The sequence below is a fragment of the Flagellimonas yonaguniensis genome, from assembly GCF_029193885.1.
Taxonomy (GTDB): domain Bacteria; phylum Bacteroidota; class Bacteroidia; order Flavobacteriales; family Flavobacteriaceae; genus Flagellimonas; species Flagellimonas yonaguniensis.
Genome location: NZ_JARFVB010000011.1, coordinates 43444 through 60303 on the forward strand (window position 1 = coordinate 43444; position 16860 = coordinate 60303).

Consider the following 16860-nt stretch of genomic DNA (forward strand, 5'->3'; position numbering starts at 1 on the left):
TCGAAGAATGTATGCAAATTAAGATAAATTAAATGTTTACTATACAAATCTGGAGTGCCAGCTTTCACTCGCTGGAACCTCCCAATTCTCTAAATATTCTTGTTTGGTCGCTACCAAGTTGTTGAACACAATGGTATTTGCCGATACGGATTTGGCCTTGGCCATCTTTTTGAAATCCTTTAAGGGTTTGTAAGCGATATACTCCCCTTGCTTGAAGGAAACGTTCATCCTATCCAACAGTTCGACATTGTACTTTTGCTCCAAACTTTGAATGAAGTGCACAGAAGCATCAATGGAACAACCTGATGCACTGGCATTGGTCTGGTCCAATCCGATTACAATAAAGCGCTTGTATTTTATTTCAAAGCCCGCATGCAGATCACTGCCGTGGGCCGTCCATTCCTTTAGGAATGCCGTTAGGCTCTCCTCCAACTCCTGTAGTTCTTCCTCGGTAAAACTCCTATTGGCCTGATAGATCCAAATTCTGGAGTGTTCGGGCAATTCATTAAAATCCGCTAGCATATTTTTTTTCATTTTGGTCTCGACTGCGCCTGTCTGCCGACAAAGGCAGGCTCGACCTGATATTTGTAAATTCAATCTATAACCCTTGGGAGTTCGCCAATACTTCGGCCACATCCAAAACGGTTACACTATCTTCTTTCTCGTGGGCCTTGATACCATCGGTCATCATCGTATTGCAATAAGGGCATCCCGTGGCAATGATATTTGGGCTGGTCTCCAGCGCATCCTTTGTACGCAATACATTCACGTCCATATCCCCTTTTTCGGGTTCTTTGAACATTTGGGCCCCTCCCGCTCCACAACATAGGGCGGTTTTTTTGTGGCGTTTCATTTCCACCAGCTCGGCATTGGATTTGGCGAGGACTTCCCTAGGCGCATCAAAAACGGAATTGGCCCTTCCCAAATAGCAAGGGTCGTGAAAAGTGATTCGTTTGCCCTTATATCCATCCCCTGACAGGGTCAGTCGGCCATTGTCGATTAATTCTTTAAGATATTGTGTATGGTGGACCACATCGTAGTTGCCGCCCAGACCGGGATATTCATTTTTAATGGTGTTGAACGAATGTGGATCACAGGTCACTATTCTTTTGATTTCATAACCGTTCAACAGTTCAATGTTCATCATGGCCTGCATCTGGAACAAAAATTCATTCCCTGCTCTTTTAGCCACATCCCCCGTGGAACTTTCCTCGGTACCCAAAACGGCGAAATCCACAGCGGCCTTGTTCAATAATTTCACAAAGGCCTTGGTTATTTTTTTGGCACGATCATCATAACTGCCGGCAGAACCCACCCAAAACAATATTTCTGGCTGTTTTCCTTCTGCCATAAACTCCTGCATGGTCTTGACCTTCAATTGTTCGCTCATCCCTCTTGATTTATTCGTTAACCCAGTTTAAACGGTCCATTTGATTGTATGGCCATGGTGCTCCGTTGTTTTCTATATTGGACATCATATTGTTCAGTTCCATGGGAGCTGCGGATTGCTCCATGACCAGATACCTGCGCATCTCGACGATAATGGACAAGGGGTCAATGCTCACGGGACAAGCCTGTACACATGCATTGCACGTGGTACATGCCCATAATTCCTCATGGCTGATATAATCGCCCAGCAACTGTTTGCCATCGGGAACAAACTCGCCCTTATTGGTATCCATGTTCTTGCCCACTTCTTCCAAACGGTCACGGGTGTCCATCATGATTTTACGTGGCGATAATTTTTTTCCGGTTTGATTAGCGGGACATTCCGAGGTACAACGACCACATTCAGTACAGGTATATGCGTTGAGCAATTGCACCCAGTTTAAATCCATGACGTCTGAAGCACCGAATTTTTCGGGCTCTGCAACATCATCCTCGGCAGGGGTCGCAAAAGGGTCTGCATCGGGGTCCATCATCAATTTCACCTCTTTGGTAACGGAGGCCAGATTATTGAATTGCCCCTGCGGTTTTACTTTTCCGTAATAGGTGTTCGGGAAAGCCAAAAGGATATGCAAATGTTTTGAATAATAGAGGTAGTTCAAAAAGGCCAAGATGCCCAAAATGTGCAACCACCAAGCTGTTCGTTCCACCAAGATCAATGAAGATTCAGATAGCCCGTCCAACAAGGGCACAATAAATTGGCTTACGGGAAATGCTCCCGCCTGTGCATAATGATCTGCTCCCAATTGTTGTAGTTGGAAATCCGCTGCGTTCATGGTCAGGAACAATAGCATCAATACAAACTCGATGTAAAGAATCATGTTTCCATCGGTCTTGGGCCAACCCTTCATTTCGGGCTTGACAAATCGTTGTATCCTGATGATGTTTCTTCTGATCCAGAACACCACAACGGCCACGATGACCAAAAGTGCAAGGATTTCAAAAGAACCGATCAAGAAATCATAGACGGAACCCAATGGTGAGAAGAGTCGATGTGTTCCCAAAAGACCGTCCAGCATGATTTCCAACACCTCTATATTGATAATGATGAATCCCACATAAACGATCACGTGCATCAAACCGGCTATGGGCCTCACGACCATTTTGGTCTGACCCAAGGCTATTTTTGCCATGTTTTTCCATCGTTGCCCTTTGTTATCACTTACATCGACATCCTTTCCAAGCTTGATGTTTCGGGACAGCTTTTTTACGTTACGGGCAAAAAAACCAATGCCCAGGATAAGGGCCACGGCAAATATGATGTTGGGTAAATACTCCATCTATTGATTTTCTTTTTGTTGAATGGAATCCTGCTCAGCGGGATCGTTTTCTGGAAGGGTATAGTCCTTTTGCTTTTTGCCAAAGACGGAAACATTGACATAACGCTTTGGATTCAGTCTAAAGTCCTGCAACAGTAAATCCAACTCTCTTGATGCCTCGGCCAAGTTGTTGTAGAGCGCATCATCTTTGTGCAATTTACCCAAAGAGCCTTCTCCTTCCTCTATTTTGGCAAGGATACCGTTCAATTTGCTTACTGTGCTCTGGAACTCGGTCAAGGTTCCGCCCAGATCAGCATTGACCAAAGAGTCTGAAAGTTTGGAGAAATTGGACGTGATATGGTTAACATTTTTCAAGGAACTGTCCAATTGCGCTTTGTTGTTATCCAACAAAGCATTCAGATTATCGGCACTTCCTTTGAAGGATTTCACCAATTGGTTCAATGAAACTATGGTCTCTTGTAATTGTTGTTTTGTGGGGTCGTCCAGTATTTGATTGACGTTCATCAGTAAGGAGTCGGCATTGGACACCGCACCTTCAACCTTCATTTGCAAAGGGGTAAGCTTCTGTTGCACCAATTCCGTGATTCCTGGTTTTATTTTGGACTGCAAGGTATCCCCTGACTTTGCCTGTGGGGCTTGATCAAAAACCGGGACAATCTGTACTGCTTTACCTCCGATGATACCCGTATCAAAAAGTTCCGCTATACTGTTTTCTGAAAATTCAAAATCGTTGTTGACCGTCAAGGTTACCAAGAGTTTGCCCGAACTGTCCTTGAAACCTATATCGGTCACATTTCCCACATTGAATCCATTGATGGAGACCTGGGTTCCTGGTTGAAGTCCTCCAACATCATCGTAAACAGCATAAAAAGTCTTATTGTTTTCAAAAAGAGGAGAGGATTTTAAGTAGCTGAGCCCAAAAATAAAGGCTGCAATTCCTGCGACTACGATAATCCCAGTTTTGATTTCCCTGGATAGTTTCAAAAGATTCGGTTTATGGTTTGAACAAATTTAGGAATAATTATAACAAGAGTGTTTTTTGAAATGATTCTACTTCAATGCGTCCGTAATCGGAACCCTTGCCCCATTTTTGTATGCCACGATATACGATGTGGTGTATCCTTTTGCATCCGCATCTTGCTTTAACTTCTTGGCTGCCTCAAATGTACTTACATTCCCATACATATATCGAAACATATTCTTGTAGGGCTCCTTGGACAGTTTGCTCAAACCATTGAAGTTGCTTGCTTCCAAGGCAATGTTTTTTCCACTGGCCATCAATTGTACTTTGAATACCACTCCTGAGTCCGTGGCTGTGTCCTCCGTCTCCTCAATGGTCTCATTGGTATTGGATGTCTGTTTCGGGGACTCGACTTCAACTACTTTTTCTTTTGGGGCCTCTTCCTTTATATCCAAATTTACTTTGGTATCCTCAATTTTAGGGGGGGTGGATATGGAACTGGCCGTAAAACCGATTTCTTCTTTATAAGCCAATATTGCATCTGCAATGGCTTTTCCCATTTCATTTTGTCCTTTTTGGGAATTGAGGTAGCTTCCCTCGCTCTTGTTGGTCAAAAAACCAGACTCCACCAAAACACTTGGCATAAATGTTTGGTGTAGCACAATAAAACCTGCTTGTTTTACCTTTCTGTCCTTTCTTTTAAGTTTTTTGGTAAAGTTGTCCTGAAGCTTTTTTCCCAATTGAATGCTCTGTTCCAAAAACTCCTCTTGCATAATGGTCAACCCGATTATGGATTCCGGGGAATTGATATCATACTCGGCATATCGTTGTTCGTAATTATCTTCCAGATAGATTACCGAGTTTTCCTTTTTGGCCACTTCGAAGTTTTGCCTATTGGCATGCAACCCCAGAACAAAGGTCCCTGCTCCATGCGCATCGGAATTATGGGAATCACAGTGTACCGATACAAAAAGGTCGGCATTGGCCTGATTGGCAATCTGTCCTCTCTCGAACAAATCCACAAAGGTGTCATCATCACGTGTGTATACCACTTTTATGCTTGGATATTTTTCCAGTTCTTTTCCTGCCTTCAATACAATTCCCAATGCAATGTTCTTCTCTAAATACCCATTACCGAGGTTTCCCGGATCGTGTCCTCCATGGCCTGCATCCAAAACAACAACAAATTTATCCTTGTGTTGAACCTCGGTATCATTTTTGTTGAAAGAGGTCAAAGGGAGGACCAGTAGTAGAGAAACTAAAAATGTCAACCGGCTTTTATTCATAAGAACTGAGTAATTATAGCTTTCCTAATTGGTTAAAAATATTGTAATCCCCAATAAGTAGAACAAAAAATATATGTAAGTTTGACCCCAAAAACTGGGCCGACTAGCACAAAAATAGGATTTATCACGTTGCAACCAAATAAACATCTTTCACTTTTCCTATTTGTTCTTCTTTGTGGCATCGCTACCTTAAGTGCTCAGGAAGATCCAATTACTCCTTTGCCCATCAAGGCCATCAAGGATACGATCTATGCTCCTTTGCTCCCCCCGAACATTCTCAACGACTCCATCAGGACCGATTCTGTTGAAACAGATACCGTGCCAAAAAAGCAACCGTTGCTGTTGGACAACATAAAGTACAAAGCCAAAGATTATGTAAAGCTCAGTCAAAAGGACAATAAAATTTATCTGTACGATGAAGCTGAGATTTATTATCAGGATACCGAGCTCAAAGCTGGTGTCATCGTAATGGACTATGTTAAAAACGAAGTCTATGCCGGACGAATGAAGGATTCCTTGGGCAATTATTCCCAATTGCCTTATTTCAAACAAGGGAATCAAGAGGTCCGGCCCGATTCCATTCGGTTTAATTTTGACACCGAAAAGGCACTTATCTGGAACTCAAGGACCGAGCAGGAAGCAGGTTTGGGACAATTGGGAAGTGACGCCATGAAAGTATATGCCGAAAAGACCAAAAAGGAGAACGACTCGGTCTATTTCTTGAATGAGGGCAAACTGACCACCTCCAAGGATACGGTCAACCCCGACTACTATATCAGGGTAAGAAAAGCCAAGTTTGTCCCCAAAAAGAAAATCATAGCGGGCTACAGTAATATGTACATTATGGATGTGCCCACACCCATAGCCTTGCCTTTTGCGTATTTTCCGCTCACTACGGGAAGAGTGGCGGGAATTTTGTTCCCCACCTTCGGAAACGATCCAAGAAGGGGGTATTTTATCCAAAATGGAGGATATTACCTGCCCATTAGTGACTATGTAGACCTGAGTATCACAGGGGATTACTATACCAATGGCAGCTATGGGCTGCAAGGAAGATCCATTTACTCCAAAAGATATAAATTCAAGGGCAACATCAATATCAGTTACGAAAATCTGGTAACCAGTCAAAAGGGGTTTGATGACTATAGCCGAACGAGCAATTACAATATCCGGATTTCGCACTCCCAGGATACCAAGGCCAGTCCAAATTCCAGATTCTCGGCATCGGTAAATTTGGGGTCCAGCCAATATTACACCAACTCGCTGAACCAGGTCAACCGGAACAACTCACAGACCAACACCTTTGCCTCCTCCATAAGTTACTCAAAGACCTTCCCCAACTATCCGTCGGTAAACACGAGTTTAACGGTAAGCCACACCCAAAACTCAAGGACACAGACCATAAATATGTCTTTGCCCACCTTTCAGGCCAGTATGGAACGTATCTATCCTTTTGTAAAGCGGGACGCGGTCAAAAAAGGGGTTTTTGAGAACATCAATTTCCAGTATGATGTCAATGCCCAGAACAGCATTACCACTACAGAGGAAAACTTTTTTAAAAGCGGGATGTTCGATGATGCAAGAATCGGTGCACGTCACAGGATCCCAGTGGCCACCAACTTTAAGTTGGCCAAATATCTAAGTGTGAGTTTAAATGGAAGCTATGAGGATGTTTGGACCATGGAGACCATTCGAAGACAATATGACCAAGAGCTGGAAGAAGTGGTCACCGATACCATTGCAGGCTTCGATCGGTTCAACCGATATAGTTTTGGAACCAGTATAGGTACCACGGTTTATGGAACTTGGAATCGGGGGGAGGATAAAAAGATTCAGGCGTTGCGACACGTGATGCGTCCCTCCATCAGTTATAGTTACACGCCTTCTTTTGAGCAATTTTACGAGTCCTATGTGGATGGGGATGGGGATGAAGTGGAATATACCCCTTATGAAACCAGTATTTATGGCAGTCCTTCTTTGAATAAGGGAAGTTCCCTTAGCTTCAACCTTCAAAACTCATTGGAAGCCAAGATCAGGGACAAGGATTCCACGGCCACAGAACCCAAAAAAGTCAAAATCCTGAGCAACCTTTCCTTTTCCGCAAGCTATAACCTAGAAGCGGATTCGCTCAAATTAAGCCCCATAAGCATGAGCGGTGCCACGGAGATCATTAAAAATGTGCCCATCAACTTTGCGGCCTCATTCGATCCCTATGCCATCGATAACAACGGAAGGAGAATCAATACATTGAACATCAAAAACGGTGGTGGCATTGCACGTTTGACCTCTGCTAGGATAAATACCAGTTTCTCCCTGAACAGCGAAATGTTCCAAAAAGGAGGGGCAAAGGAAACGGATGATGAGGAGAGACAATCGAATTTCAGTGACAACCCGTTTGCCATGGATGATGTAAGAGGCGAAAGCTCTAATTTCGACAGAGGAAACAATAGAGGTGGAGAGGACAAGAATGCGGATGGAGACCAGCCCATTTACAACAATAAACTCCCTTGGGATGCCCGATTTACCTATGTGGCTTCGTACAACAACAATAATCGGCAAAGCGAAATCACCAATCACTCGTTAATGTTCTCTGGGAACGTACAACTGACACCCAAATGGGAAGTCGGTTTTAACTCAGGGTACGATTTAAAGAACAAAGGTTTTACCGATACCCGATTTGCCTTTAAACGTGATTTGGGCAGCTTTAGGTTAAGCTTTGACTGGACTCCTTTTGGCAGATATGAACGCTGGTATTTCTTTATTGGGATAAAGAGTTCCATATTGAGCGATATCAAATGGGAAAACAGAAGCCAGCGCTAGTAGCTATTGCTTTTATTCGTTACCTTCATCCATCAAAATTTGTAGCATGAAAAAAATAATCAACACCTCAAAAGCTCCAGCTCCGATAGGTCCGTACAATCAAGCGGTTCTTATCAAGGATACACTCTATATTTCGGGACAAATTCCGATTGATCCGGCAACCGGGAAATTGGTGGAAGGCGATATACAGGCCGAAACCAAACAATCCATGGAAAACTTAAAAGCCGTTCTCGAAGAAGCAGGCATGACTTTTGAGCATGTGATCAAGTCCTCCATTTTCATCAAGGACATGAACCAGTTTGCACAGATCAATGAGGTATATGGCACCTATTTTGATGCCGATACCGCTCCAGCAAGGGAAACTGTGGAGGTTGCGAACCTTCCGAAGTTTGTCCGTGTGGAAATCTCGATGATCGCGGTTAAATAGTCTCTCTGTGGAATTCCACGAGACCTTCGATAGGTCTTCGGCGGATAACACCCAAAATCAAATCGTTGCGCTCCAAACAGGCGGTAAGCTCATCTTTTAAGAAATGTGCTATACTGCCCACAAAGCTCACGGGCACTTTAGTGGCCAGTTCGTATTGCATGATGTAATTGTTCACGAACTGTTGTAGCCCTTTTTCAATGACACCCTTGCAGTAGGGATGCTCTTTGTTTTCGATGATAAATCTGGCAAAAGTGGCCAAATAGGTATTGGGATTGGGCTGCTTGTAGAGATGATCTTTGATCACGTCCGCATCCAAATCGTACTCCTTGGCGAATTTCATCCCAAGGTCCTGTGGCATCTTATGGAAATAGTAATCACGGATCAGTTTTCTTCCGAAGAAATTTCCGCTTCCATCATCCATTAAAATATATCCTAAAGAGGTCACTTTTTGGATCAACTGATGGCCATCATAATAACTACAGTTCGACCCTGTTCCCAGAATACAAACGATACCTTGCCTGCCTATCTTTGTGGTGGAATAAATTGCCGCGTAAGTATCCTCTCGAACCTCTGCCTTGGCATTGGGGAAAAAATCCTTGAAAATGGATTTCAAAAAATTCTTCATTCTATCGGTTCCGCATCCGGCACCGTAGAAATACAACTGACGTACTTTATCCTTGTTTTTGGAAAGTTCAAAATTGTTGGCCAACCGATCCTCTATTACTTCTTTGGTCAGCACCTCTGGGCTAAGGCCCAAAGTTTGGGTCACAAACAACTGCTCCCCTTTATCGTCCAGGGCAATCCAATCGGATTTCGTGGCACCACTATCCACAATTAAAACCATACGTCGAGATTATTATATTGAAATCCTGAAGAGCGGGATGCGCCCTTCAGGATAAAAAATTTATGAGATAAAAAATTATAGGCTAGCTGCGTGCAATGCCAAATCAACCAATTTATTGGAGTAACCGGTTTCGTTATCGTACCAAGATACCACTTTGAAAAAGTTGGAACTCAATTCAATTCCAGCTTCAGCATCGAAAATACTAGTTCTAGTATCCCCTACGAAGTCTTGGGAAACCACATCTTCATCCGTGTAGCCCAAGATTCCGGCCAATTCTCCTTCAGAAGCTTCCTTCATTGCTTTTTTGATTTCCTCGTAGGAAGTCTCTTTTTTCAATCGTGCAGTAAGGTCAACTACGGATACATCGGCAGTGGGAACCCTAAATGCCATCCCTGTTAGTTTACCATCAAGGTCGGTAATAACTTTACCAACAGCTTTTGCTGCACCAGTCGAAGTTGGGATTATGTTCAATAAAGCAGAACGTCCCAATCTGTAATTTTTTCTAGATGGCGAATCCACTGTATACTGTGTTGATGTAGCAGCGTGGATCGTAGTCATCAAAGCTTCTTCGATACCAAACGTATCGTTAAGAACTTTGGCGATGGGCGCCAAACAGTTGGTAGTACAAGAAGCATTGGAGATAATGGTATCCGTTGCCTTAACATCTTTATGGTTTACTCCCATAACAAACATAGGGGCATCTTTGGATGGAGCAGAAATAACAACTTTTTTGGCTCCTCCTTCAATATGGCTCTGCGCCATATCCAACGTGGTAAAGATACCGGTACATTCGGCTACGATTTCCACACCTGCTTCGTCCCACTTCAAGTTTTTAGGGTCACGCTCAGCAGTTACCCTAATTGTTTTTCCGTTCACTACAAGGTTACCATCCTTTACTTCGATGGTTCCATCGAACTTACCGTGTACCGAATCGTACTCCAGTAGGTATGCTAGATGATCCACATCCAACAAATCGTTGATTGCCACTACATCCACATTGTCTCTACTAACGGTTGCCCTGAATACCAACCTTCCAATTCTACCGAATCCGTTGATTCCTATTTTCAAATTTGACATATTCTTCTTTTTTGTGTTTAAATTAAGTTGTCATTATATCCGAAACTCTAATGAGCTCTTCGTCGATTTCTGTATGTGCCTTTATGGCCTCGGCCAATGGTGTGAGCACCAATTTGGTATCCCTGATACCTACCATTTGATTTGATTTACCTTCCAATATGCTCTCCACTGCCTTTACCCCCATCCTACTGGCCAAAACGCGGTCAAAACAAGTTGGGTTACCCCCCCGCTGCATGTGTCCCAATACGGACACTCGTACATCGTAAATAGGCAAATGTTCTTCTACATATTCCTTTAGCTCGAAAACATTCTTTCCGATTTTATCACCTTCCGCAACGATTACGATACTGGATGATTTGCCAGAAGCTTTACTCCGCTTCAAGGAATCCAACAGACGTTCCAATCCAAGATTTTGCTCGGGTATCAAAATTTCCTCTGCACCGGCCCCTACACCTGCATTTAGCGCAATATGGCCAACATCCCTGCCCATGACCTCAACAAAGAAGAGGCGGTTGTGGGAACTTGCCGTATCACGAATCTTATCGATGGCATCCACAACGGTATTGATCGCTGTATCAAAACCAATGGTAAAGGATGATCCCAAAATATCGTTGTCAATGGTTCCGGGAATTCCAATTACTGGAAAATCAAATTCTTCCGTGAACAAAAGGGCCCCGGTAAAGCTTCCATTTCCTCCAATGACCACAAAGGCCTGTATTCCTTCCTTGGTCAATTGGTCGTAAGCTTTCTGTCTTCCTTCCTTCGTCCTGAATTCATCACAGCGAGCGGACTTTAAAATGGTCCCCCCTTTATTGATGATGTTGTTTACACTACGTGCATCCAAGGTCTTGAAATCACCTTCCATCATACCTTGGTAGCCTCGATAGATGCCAACACATTCAATGTTTAAATATGCGCAAGTACGGACAACGGAACGAATTGCGGCATTCATTCCAGGAGAGTCTCCGCCAGACGTAAAAACTCCTATTTTTTTAATTTCTGAAGCCATTCAAATTTTTAAGAGATCAAAGCTAGGAAACTTTATTCAAATTTTGAATATCTTAATAATTTATTTGTTTTAAAGGGCTTCCTCAAACGTTTTCGTAATAAATTAATACAAAAACTCTTAAAAATATAAAATTTATCGGGTTGATTATAGGCGGTTTATCGGCTTTTCAGAAAAACGAATCAAGCTGTCTTTTCCCATGACCTGTGAAGGTTGTTTTTGAACTGATGGTTCTTCCTTCTTTTGCTCCTTTTCTTTTTTGTTGAAGACTTTTTGCATCAACTCCCTGAAACTATCAAAATCCACTTGATATGATAGTCCGATTCCTTGGGTATATCCTTGCCTTTCGGCCAAAAACTGCTGTATTTGATTTTCCCTATTGAAAATCTTGGCACTCAATGTCCCCTCATCGTTCAACAACACCTGGACCTCGACATCACCGGCCACCACCGTTTCGGAAACACCACCGACCGGTACCCCTACCCTTCCATTGACCAAAATACGATCGGACAACTGGGTGGAAACCGTTACCCCTATTCTATCTTCAGTGGCAACATCGGCATTGGGATCGTTATAACCTTGCTCGTAGGAGACTCCGAAATTAAGCTTATCATTATTACCTGATAGTATTTGATTGAAGAGCCCCGAAGCGGTCTGTATGAGGTTTCCTGTAACGGCCTGCTGATTGATGCCTCCCGATTGCGGATTGACAAAAGTTCCTTGTGCCAATAGGAAAAACGCATTCCGTTCCTTGATCGTAGGGTCCTGCAATCGATATTCCAACTCGGACTGCACCACAGAGTTGGTTCCTGGAAATTCTATATCAAAGTTAATGTTCGGACTCTCCAATTCCCCATCCAGACGAACGACCACTTCGGTGGGTATTCTTCCCGTATACCCTGCATTGTCCAAAAGCGGAGCGGGATTGGCATTGAGTTCGTACACCGCTTCCAAATTCAACTGGGCAGCCAAAGGATCCTCTTCCCAAAGGATGGTGCCACCGGGACGCACTTTGAACCTTTTATCAATTACCCCGCCATATTTGAAGTTGTACTCTCCGGTAACCACAACAAAATCTCCGTACATATTGAATTTTCCATTCGTATTGATCTCTATCAACAAAATACCCTCACCTGTTCCCTTTAGTGAACTTCCTGTACTTTGATCCACCACTATCTCCACTTCGGCCTCGGGAGTAACCACAAGGTCGAAGGCCATTTCCAGACCCTGGTATTCCTCCAAAACCCGTTCTTCTTCAAAGGAACCGGTTCCATCCTTTTCTATGAAGTTGATAAAAGAGTAATCCCCAACGCTGGTCACATCGCTCAAAGGGATTTTAAGGGAGGAGCCTCGCGCCGTGGTAGCGTCCACGGAGATGGTCAGGGCATCCGTTGGGCCATAAATACTTCCCGTACCATTGATAAAACCGGTGCCATAATACAGGGATTCCTCATCATATTCGGTATTGAGGATCATAAAACGGTCGTTTTGAGTATCCACATCAAGGCCAAGGTACCAATCATCAAAACCTGTATGGCTTATGGTACCGTCCAAGATTGCTGTGGTGCCCTCTTCCACATCCGACAACTCCACATTTTCAAAATAGAAGGTTTGGTCAAAAAGTCGGACTTGGGAGCGTGGTGCAAAGTCGTAATCCACGTTCAGATAAGGAATTCCAAGACCAGCATCGTTCAGGGTCAATAAGCCGTTAATGGACGGGTTGTTGACATCCCCCTTGACCACGGCATCCCCACTGACCCTGCCCTTGATATTGGAAATGATATCCTCCCCCAAGGGTCTGAACGGCTCCAAGGCAAAATCCGTAAAATTGGCCGTCAAATCAAGTTCTTGTTTATCGTCAATATTGGTAACCTTTCCATTGATGCTCATCAATTCCTTACCATCATTGTTCAGCCAAGAGCTTACGCCAAATTCCGTAAGGTCATTGTTTCCATAGATTCCAACTTCCAAATCGCCCATGCGCATATCATTGACACTGAAATTTTGGATATTTAAACTGGAAGTGGGAAGATAGTTACCGTCCTTCTGCAAGATGTTGAGAAATCCATCCACTTGCCCGTTCATTTTTAGGCTGTCAATAGCGGGCGTTATTTTTTCGAGGGACACCAACTTGAATTGAAGGTCTATATCCTTATATGTGGAATCCGCAAATTCTCCCCTCAAGCGAATCTGCTCTTCGTTGTTGTTGTCCATGACCACATCCTCTATCTGGATACTGTCCAAGGAACTGTTGAAGATTACCTTGTTCTTATTGTTCCCGTTCTTGTTGAGCACCCACGTATTGCCCTTAAAGCTCACATCGGATTTTTTGAGACCGATTACCGAGCGATTGTTTTGATTAAAGGTGTGGTAAAAATTCAGGTTATAGCTATCATTGTACTCGCTCCCACCTTTAAACTCTGTTCTAAAGAAGAGGGTATCCTTGATTGTGGTATTGATCAAACTGAAGTCTTTGATGTCGTAGTAGACCGTGGACATATCCTCTACAGACACAAAAGTGTTGAAAAGTGGGTTCTTGTTATCTATTTTGAGTTCGATATTGTCGAAGGTATTGCCAAAGGCCTCAATACTTGGCGATTTAAAGGTTAGTTTAAAATCACTTTGGTCCGCCTGTATGGAACCCCTAATGTAGGTGTTGGGGTCAAAAGCGATCTCGGGCACAAAAACATCCACGATTTTGTTGTAGATCTTAAAGTTGAAATCCAGGTACTGCCGTTCGGAAATCTCAAAGGGCTGATAGTTAGTATAAATACTACCGATGGAATTTTGCACCAATTTGCCCAATTCGTTCACTTTAAAGCTTCCTCGCATATAACCTGTGATGATATCAGGAGAATTGATTTCCACTGTTCGGATGGTATCACGCTCAAAAGAAGAGGTCACATTGAAATCCTCAAAGTAATAGGTATCGTTTATATTTTGATAGGTCGTGTTGGTAAACTGCAACTGTCCTGCCATATCATCCAGGTTATTGCCCTCAATGTCCATGTCCACATGTCCCTTGAAAATGGAAATGCTATCGTTGATAAAATTCAGTTTCTTTAGATCGGCATAATCCACAGCGGCCTCGAAATTGAACTTGTTCTGCCGCGCCCCAAAATTCGCCAATCCCTGAAAATCAAACCTGAAGTTATCATCGTTGCACAAGAGCACCCCATCGAACAGTTGGTTCCTCAAAATACCCGAAACCTTTATTTTGTTGTATTCGTAATCATTGAACTCGAATTTGTAAACATCCCCTGAAATCTCGGTGTTCAAGCTCTCCGCCACAAATCCCTTCCCTTCCACGTTCATATCCATAGAGGCCAGACCAAACTCATCATTATCGATAAAATCCCCTAAATCAAAGTCAATCAATGAAATAAAACCAATATATGAGGCTTCGTCTATGGTCTGCACATTGGTCATCTGTAGGTCCACATAACTATCGCCCACCGCGGTGTTCAGGTTAACGGTAACATCGATGGAGGTTTCGGTGATCTCGGCATCTCCACGAACGGTAAACTGCCCCAGCTTTTGAACCGATTCAGGAATGTTTCGCCCTAGAATCTTGGGCAAAATGCTCCTTAATTGATAATAACTTGAGGTTAGGTTGTCTATATCGCCCCGTAACACAAAAGGTGCTTGTTCACTGAACATATTATCGAACCTAAAATCTCCCCGGATTCCCGTATTGTCTGTGAACAAAAACAAATCATCCACCTGAAGTTGGTTGAGCACTCCGCTAAAGTTACCCGTAAATGTTACGGTCTTGTCTTGGCCAAACTCATCGTAAAACGCATTGATTTCGTTCAGCGAGACCGAGGATTCCGTGAAATTGGCATCGATGTTCACCAAATTGACGAAGTCCGCAAATTCCTCCCTTTCGTAATTGAACACCAGATTTCCTTTCAGCTCCGATTGTTCGGTATCGATGAGCAAATCATCAAACCGCATTTGCTGTTTGGTATACTTGAAATCCGTTGCCAATTTTTTCAAGCGTATGCCGCGCTTTGCCAAAGTGGAAAGATCGTCTATATTCAGGGAAACATCCGGACCCAATATTTGGAAATCGTGTGAAGCGATCTCGATCTCAGAGAAATTCAACACTTCGGGCTTTTCTAGGTTCTCATCAACGAGCCGAAACTTTCCATTATGTATTTCGATTTCATCAGCAGACAGAAAAAACGGTGGGGTTCCTGGTGCCCGGGGCTTACCATCATCCAATTTATCCACAAACACATCCAAGTTGGTGTCCGTCTCCCCTCCATAAGTCTTGAGATTAAATGTCAATCCATCCAATTCCATATCGCCAAACTCCATTTTGTTGTTGGCCATATTTCGAAGGTTCAAAATGGATGTGGACAATTTATGGATATGGAAAAGGGTATCCTGCCTGTAGTCCTCCACATAAATGCCCTTTATGTTCGCATTCAGGTTGAAGAGGGACATGCTTATCCGTTCGATCTGGATATTGGTCCCGAACTCCTCGTTCAAGGTATCCGTGGCATATCGGCCCAATCTGGTCTGTACGGCCGGAATGGAAAGTACCAGCGAACCCAATACCAAGATAAGGATGATGGCCAGAAGGATACGCAACAGTATTTTACGAAGTTTTTTGATAGGGCTTTTATGTTTTACCTTTGACGACCAATTTTTGTTCCAAAACCTGTGGAAAATCCAAAAAAATACATTCTTGCGATTGAATCATCCTGTGATGATACCTCTGCTGCCGTTCTTTGCGGTACAAAAGTACTGAGCAATGTGGTAGCTACACAAGAAATCCACAAGCAATATGGAGGTGTTGTGCCAGAGCTGGCCTCAAGGGCACACCAACAAAATATTGTTCCCGTGGTACACCAAGCCTTGGCCAAGGCAAATATCGACAAAAAACAACTATCCGCCATAGCCTTTACCAGAGGGCCTGGACTTATGGGTTCCTTGCTGGTGGGTACCTCATTTGCCAAGTCCCTGGCATTGGGACTGGACATTCCATTGATCGAGGTCAACCACATGGAAGCCCACATCCTTGCCCATTTTATCGAGGATGAAAACCAGACCGCCCCCACATTTCCATTTTTGGGGATGACCATCAGTGGTGGGCATACACAAATTGTAAAGGTGACAGACTATTTCAGCATGGAGGTCTTGGGGGAAACGCTGGACGATGCCGTGGGCGAAGCCTTTGACAAAAGTGCCAAGTTGATGGGACTGCCCTACCCCGGTGGACCACTCATAGACAAATACGCGAAGCTCGGCAATCCCGAGGCATTTCCATTCCCCAAACCAAAGGTTGACTGGCTCAACTTTAGTTTTAGCGGGCTAAAGACCAGTATTCTTTACTTTTTGCAGCGTGAAACCCGAAAGAATCCCGAATTTGTTTCAGAGCACATGACCGATATTTGTGCCTCGGTACAACACACGATTCTGGAAATTTTGATGGAAAAGCTTCAACTAGCTGTCAATCAGACAGGCATAAAGCAAATAGCCATTGGCGGAGGGGTTGCGGCCAATTCCGGAATCCGTGCTAGACTCAAGGATGCTGAAGAAAAGTTGGGCTGGCAAACCTTTATTCCTAAATTTGAGTATTGCACGGACAATGCGGCCATGATCGGAATCGTGGGTTACCTTAAATTTGAAAAAGGGAAATTCACTGACCAAAGCATTGCCGCCAAGGCGCGCTACGCCATCGGTGCCAATTAATATAAACCTT

The 16860-nt window shown here is 43.6% G+C and carries 12 protein-coding genes; 3 read left to right on the forward strand and 9 right to left on the reverse strand.

Features of this window, described 5'->3' with window-relative positions; all coding sequences use genetic code 11:
- Positions 1 to 39: 39 nt before the first annotated feature.
- The 5 genes from PY092_RS14785 to PY092_RS14805 all read right to left on the reverse strand — a co-directional run bounded on the left by PY092_RS14785 (position 40) and on the right by PY092_RS14805 (position 4973).
- Positions 40 to 522, reverse strand: coding sequence for an ABC transporter ATPase (locus PY092_RS14785; RefSeq protein WP_275616582.1), 483 nt, complete (start codon positions 520 to 522; stop codon positions 40 to 42).
- 76 nt (positions 523 to 598) lie between these two features.
- A complete protein-coding gene (locus PY092_RS14790) occupies positions 599 to 1390 on the reverse strand; it encodes a (Fe-S)-binding protein (protein ID WP_275616583.1) in 792 nt (263 codons plus the stop codon).
- A gap of 10 nt (positions 1391 to 1400) precedes the next feature.
- Positions 1401 to 2726 (reverse strand): 4Fe-4S dicluster domain-containing protein, encoded by a 1326-nt coding sequence (locus tag PY092_RS14795; RefSeq protein ID WP_275616584.1) that lies wholly within the window; start codon positions 2724 to 2726, stop codon positions 1401 to 1403.
- The gene (locus PY092_RS14800; protein WP_275616585.1) at positions 2727 to 3710 is read right to left on the reverse strand and encodes an MlaD family protein; all 984 of its coding nucleotides are present in this window, start codon (positions 3708 to 3710) and stop codon (positions 2727 to 2729) included.
- 66 nt (positions 3711 to 3776) lie between these two features.
- On the reverse strand, positions 3777 to 4973 hold the full coding sequence (locus PY092_RS14805; RefSeq protein ID WP_275616586.1) for an N-acetylmuramoyl-L-alanine amidase family protein: 1197 nt from the start codon (positions 4971 to 4973) through the stop codon (positions 3777 to 3779).
- Positions 4974 to 5102: 129 nt separating this feature from the next.
- Here PY092_RS14805 and PY092_RS14810 point away from each other — a divergent pair, with 129 nt between their 5' ends.
- Both PY092_RS14810 and PY092_RS14815 read left to right on the forward strand, forming a co-directional pair.
- Entirely contained in the window at positions 5103 to 7793 is a 2691-nt protein-coding gene (locus PY092_RS14810; protein WP_275616587.1) for a putative LPS assembly protein LptD, read from the forward strand.
- 46 nt (positions 7794 to 7839) lie between these two features.
- Positions 7840 to 8220: a RidA family protein gene (locus PY092_RS14815; protein WP_275616588.1), complete on the forward strand. Its 381-nt coding sequence runs from the start codon at positions 7840 to 7842 to the stop codon at positions 8218 to 8220.
- On the opposite strand, the gene PY092_RS14820 is transcribed toward PY092_RS14815, so the two are convergent.
- The 4 genes from PY092_RS14820 to PY092_RS14835 all read right to left on the reverse strand — a co-directional run bounded on the left by PY092_RS14820 (position 8213) and on the right by PY092_RS14835 (position 15770).
- Entirely contained in the window at positions 8213 to 9064 is an 852-nt protein-coding gene (locus PY092_RS14820; protein WP_275616589.1) for an N-acetylglucosamine kinase, read from the reverse strand. The genes PY092_RS14815 and PY092_RS14820 overlap by 8 nt on opposite strands.
- 75 nt (positions 9065 to 9139) lie before the next feature.
- Complete coding sequence (gap, locus tag PY092_RS14825) at positions 9140 to 10141, reverse strand: type I glyceraldehyde-3-phosphate dehydrogenase (RefSeq protein WP_275616590.1); 1002 nt, start codon at positions 10139 to 10141, stop codon at positions 9140 to 9142.
- Positions 10142 to 10163: 22 nt separating this feature from the next.
- Complete coding sequence (gene pfkA / locus PY092_RS14830; RefSeq protein WP_275616591.1) at positions 10164 to 11150, reverse strand: 6-phosphofructokinase; 987 nt, start codon at positions 11148 to 11150, stop codon at positions 10164 to 10166.
- A gap of 144 nt (positions 11151 to 11294) precedes the next feature.
- Complete coding sequence (locus PY092_RS14835) at positions 11295 to 15770, reverse strand: translocation/assembly module TamB domain-containing protein (protein WP_470300426.1); 4476 nt, start codon at positions 15768 to 15770, stop codon at positions 11295 to 11297.
- A gap of 48 nt (positions 15771 to 15818) precedes the next feature.
- On the opposite strand from PY092_RS14835, the gene tsaD reads away from it, so the two are divergent.
- Complete coding sequence (tsaD, locus tag PY092_RS14840) at positions 15819 to 16850, forward strand: tRNA (adenosine(37)-N6)-threonylcarbamoyltransferase complex transferase subunit TsaD (RefSeq protein ID WP_275616593.1); 1032 nt, start codon at positions 15819 to 15821, stop codon at positions 16848 to 16850.
- Positions 16851 to 16860: the final 10 nt, after the last annotated feature.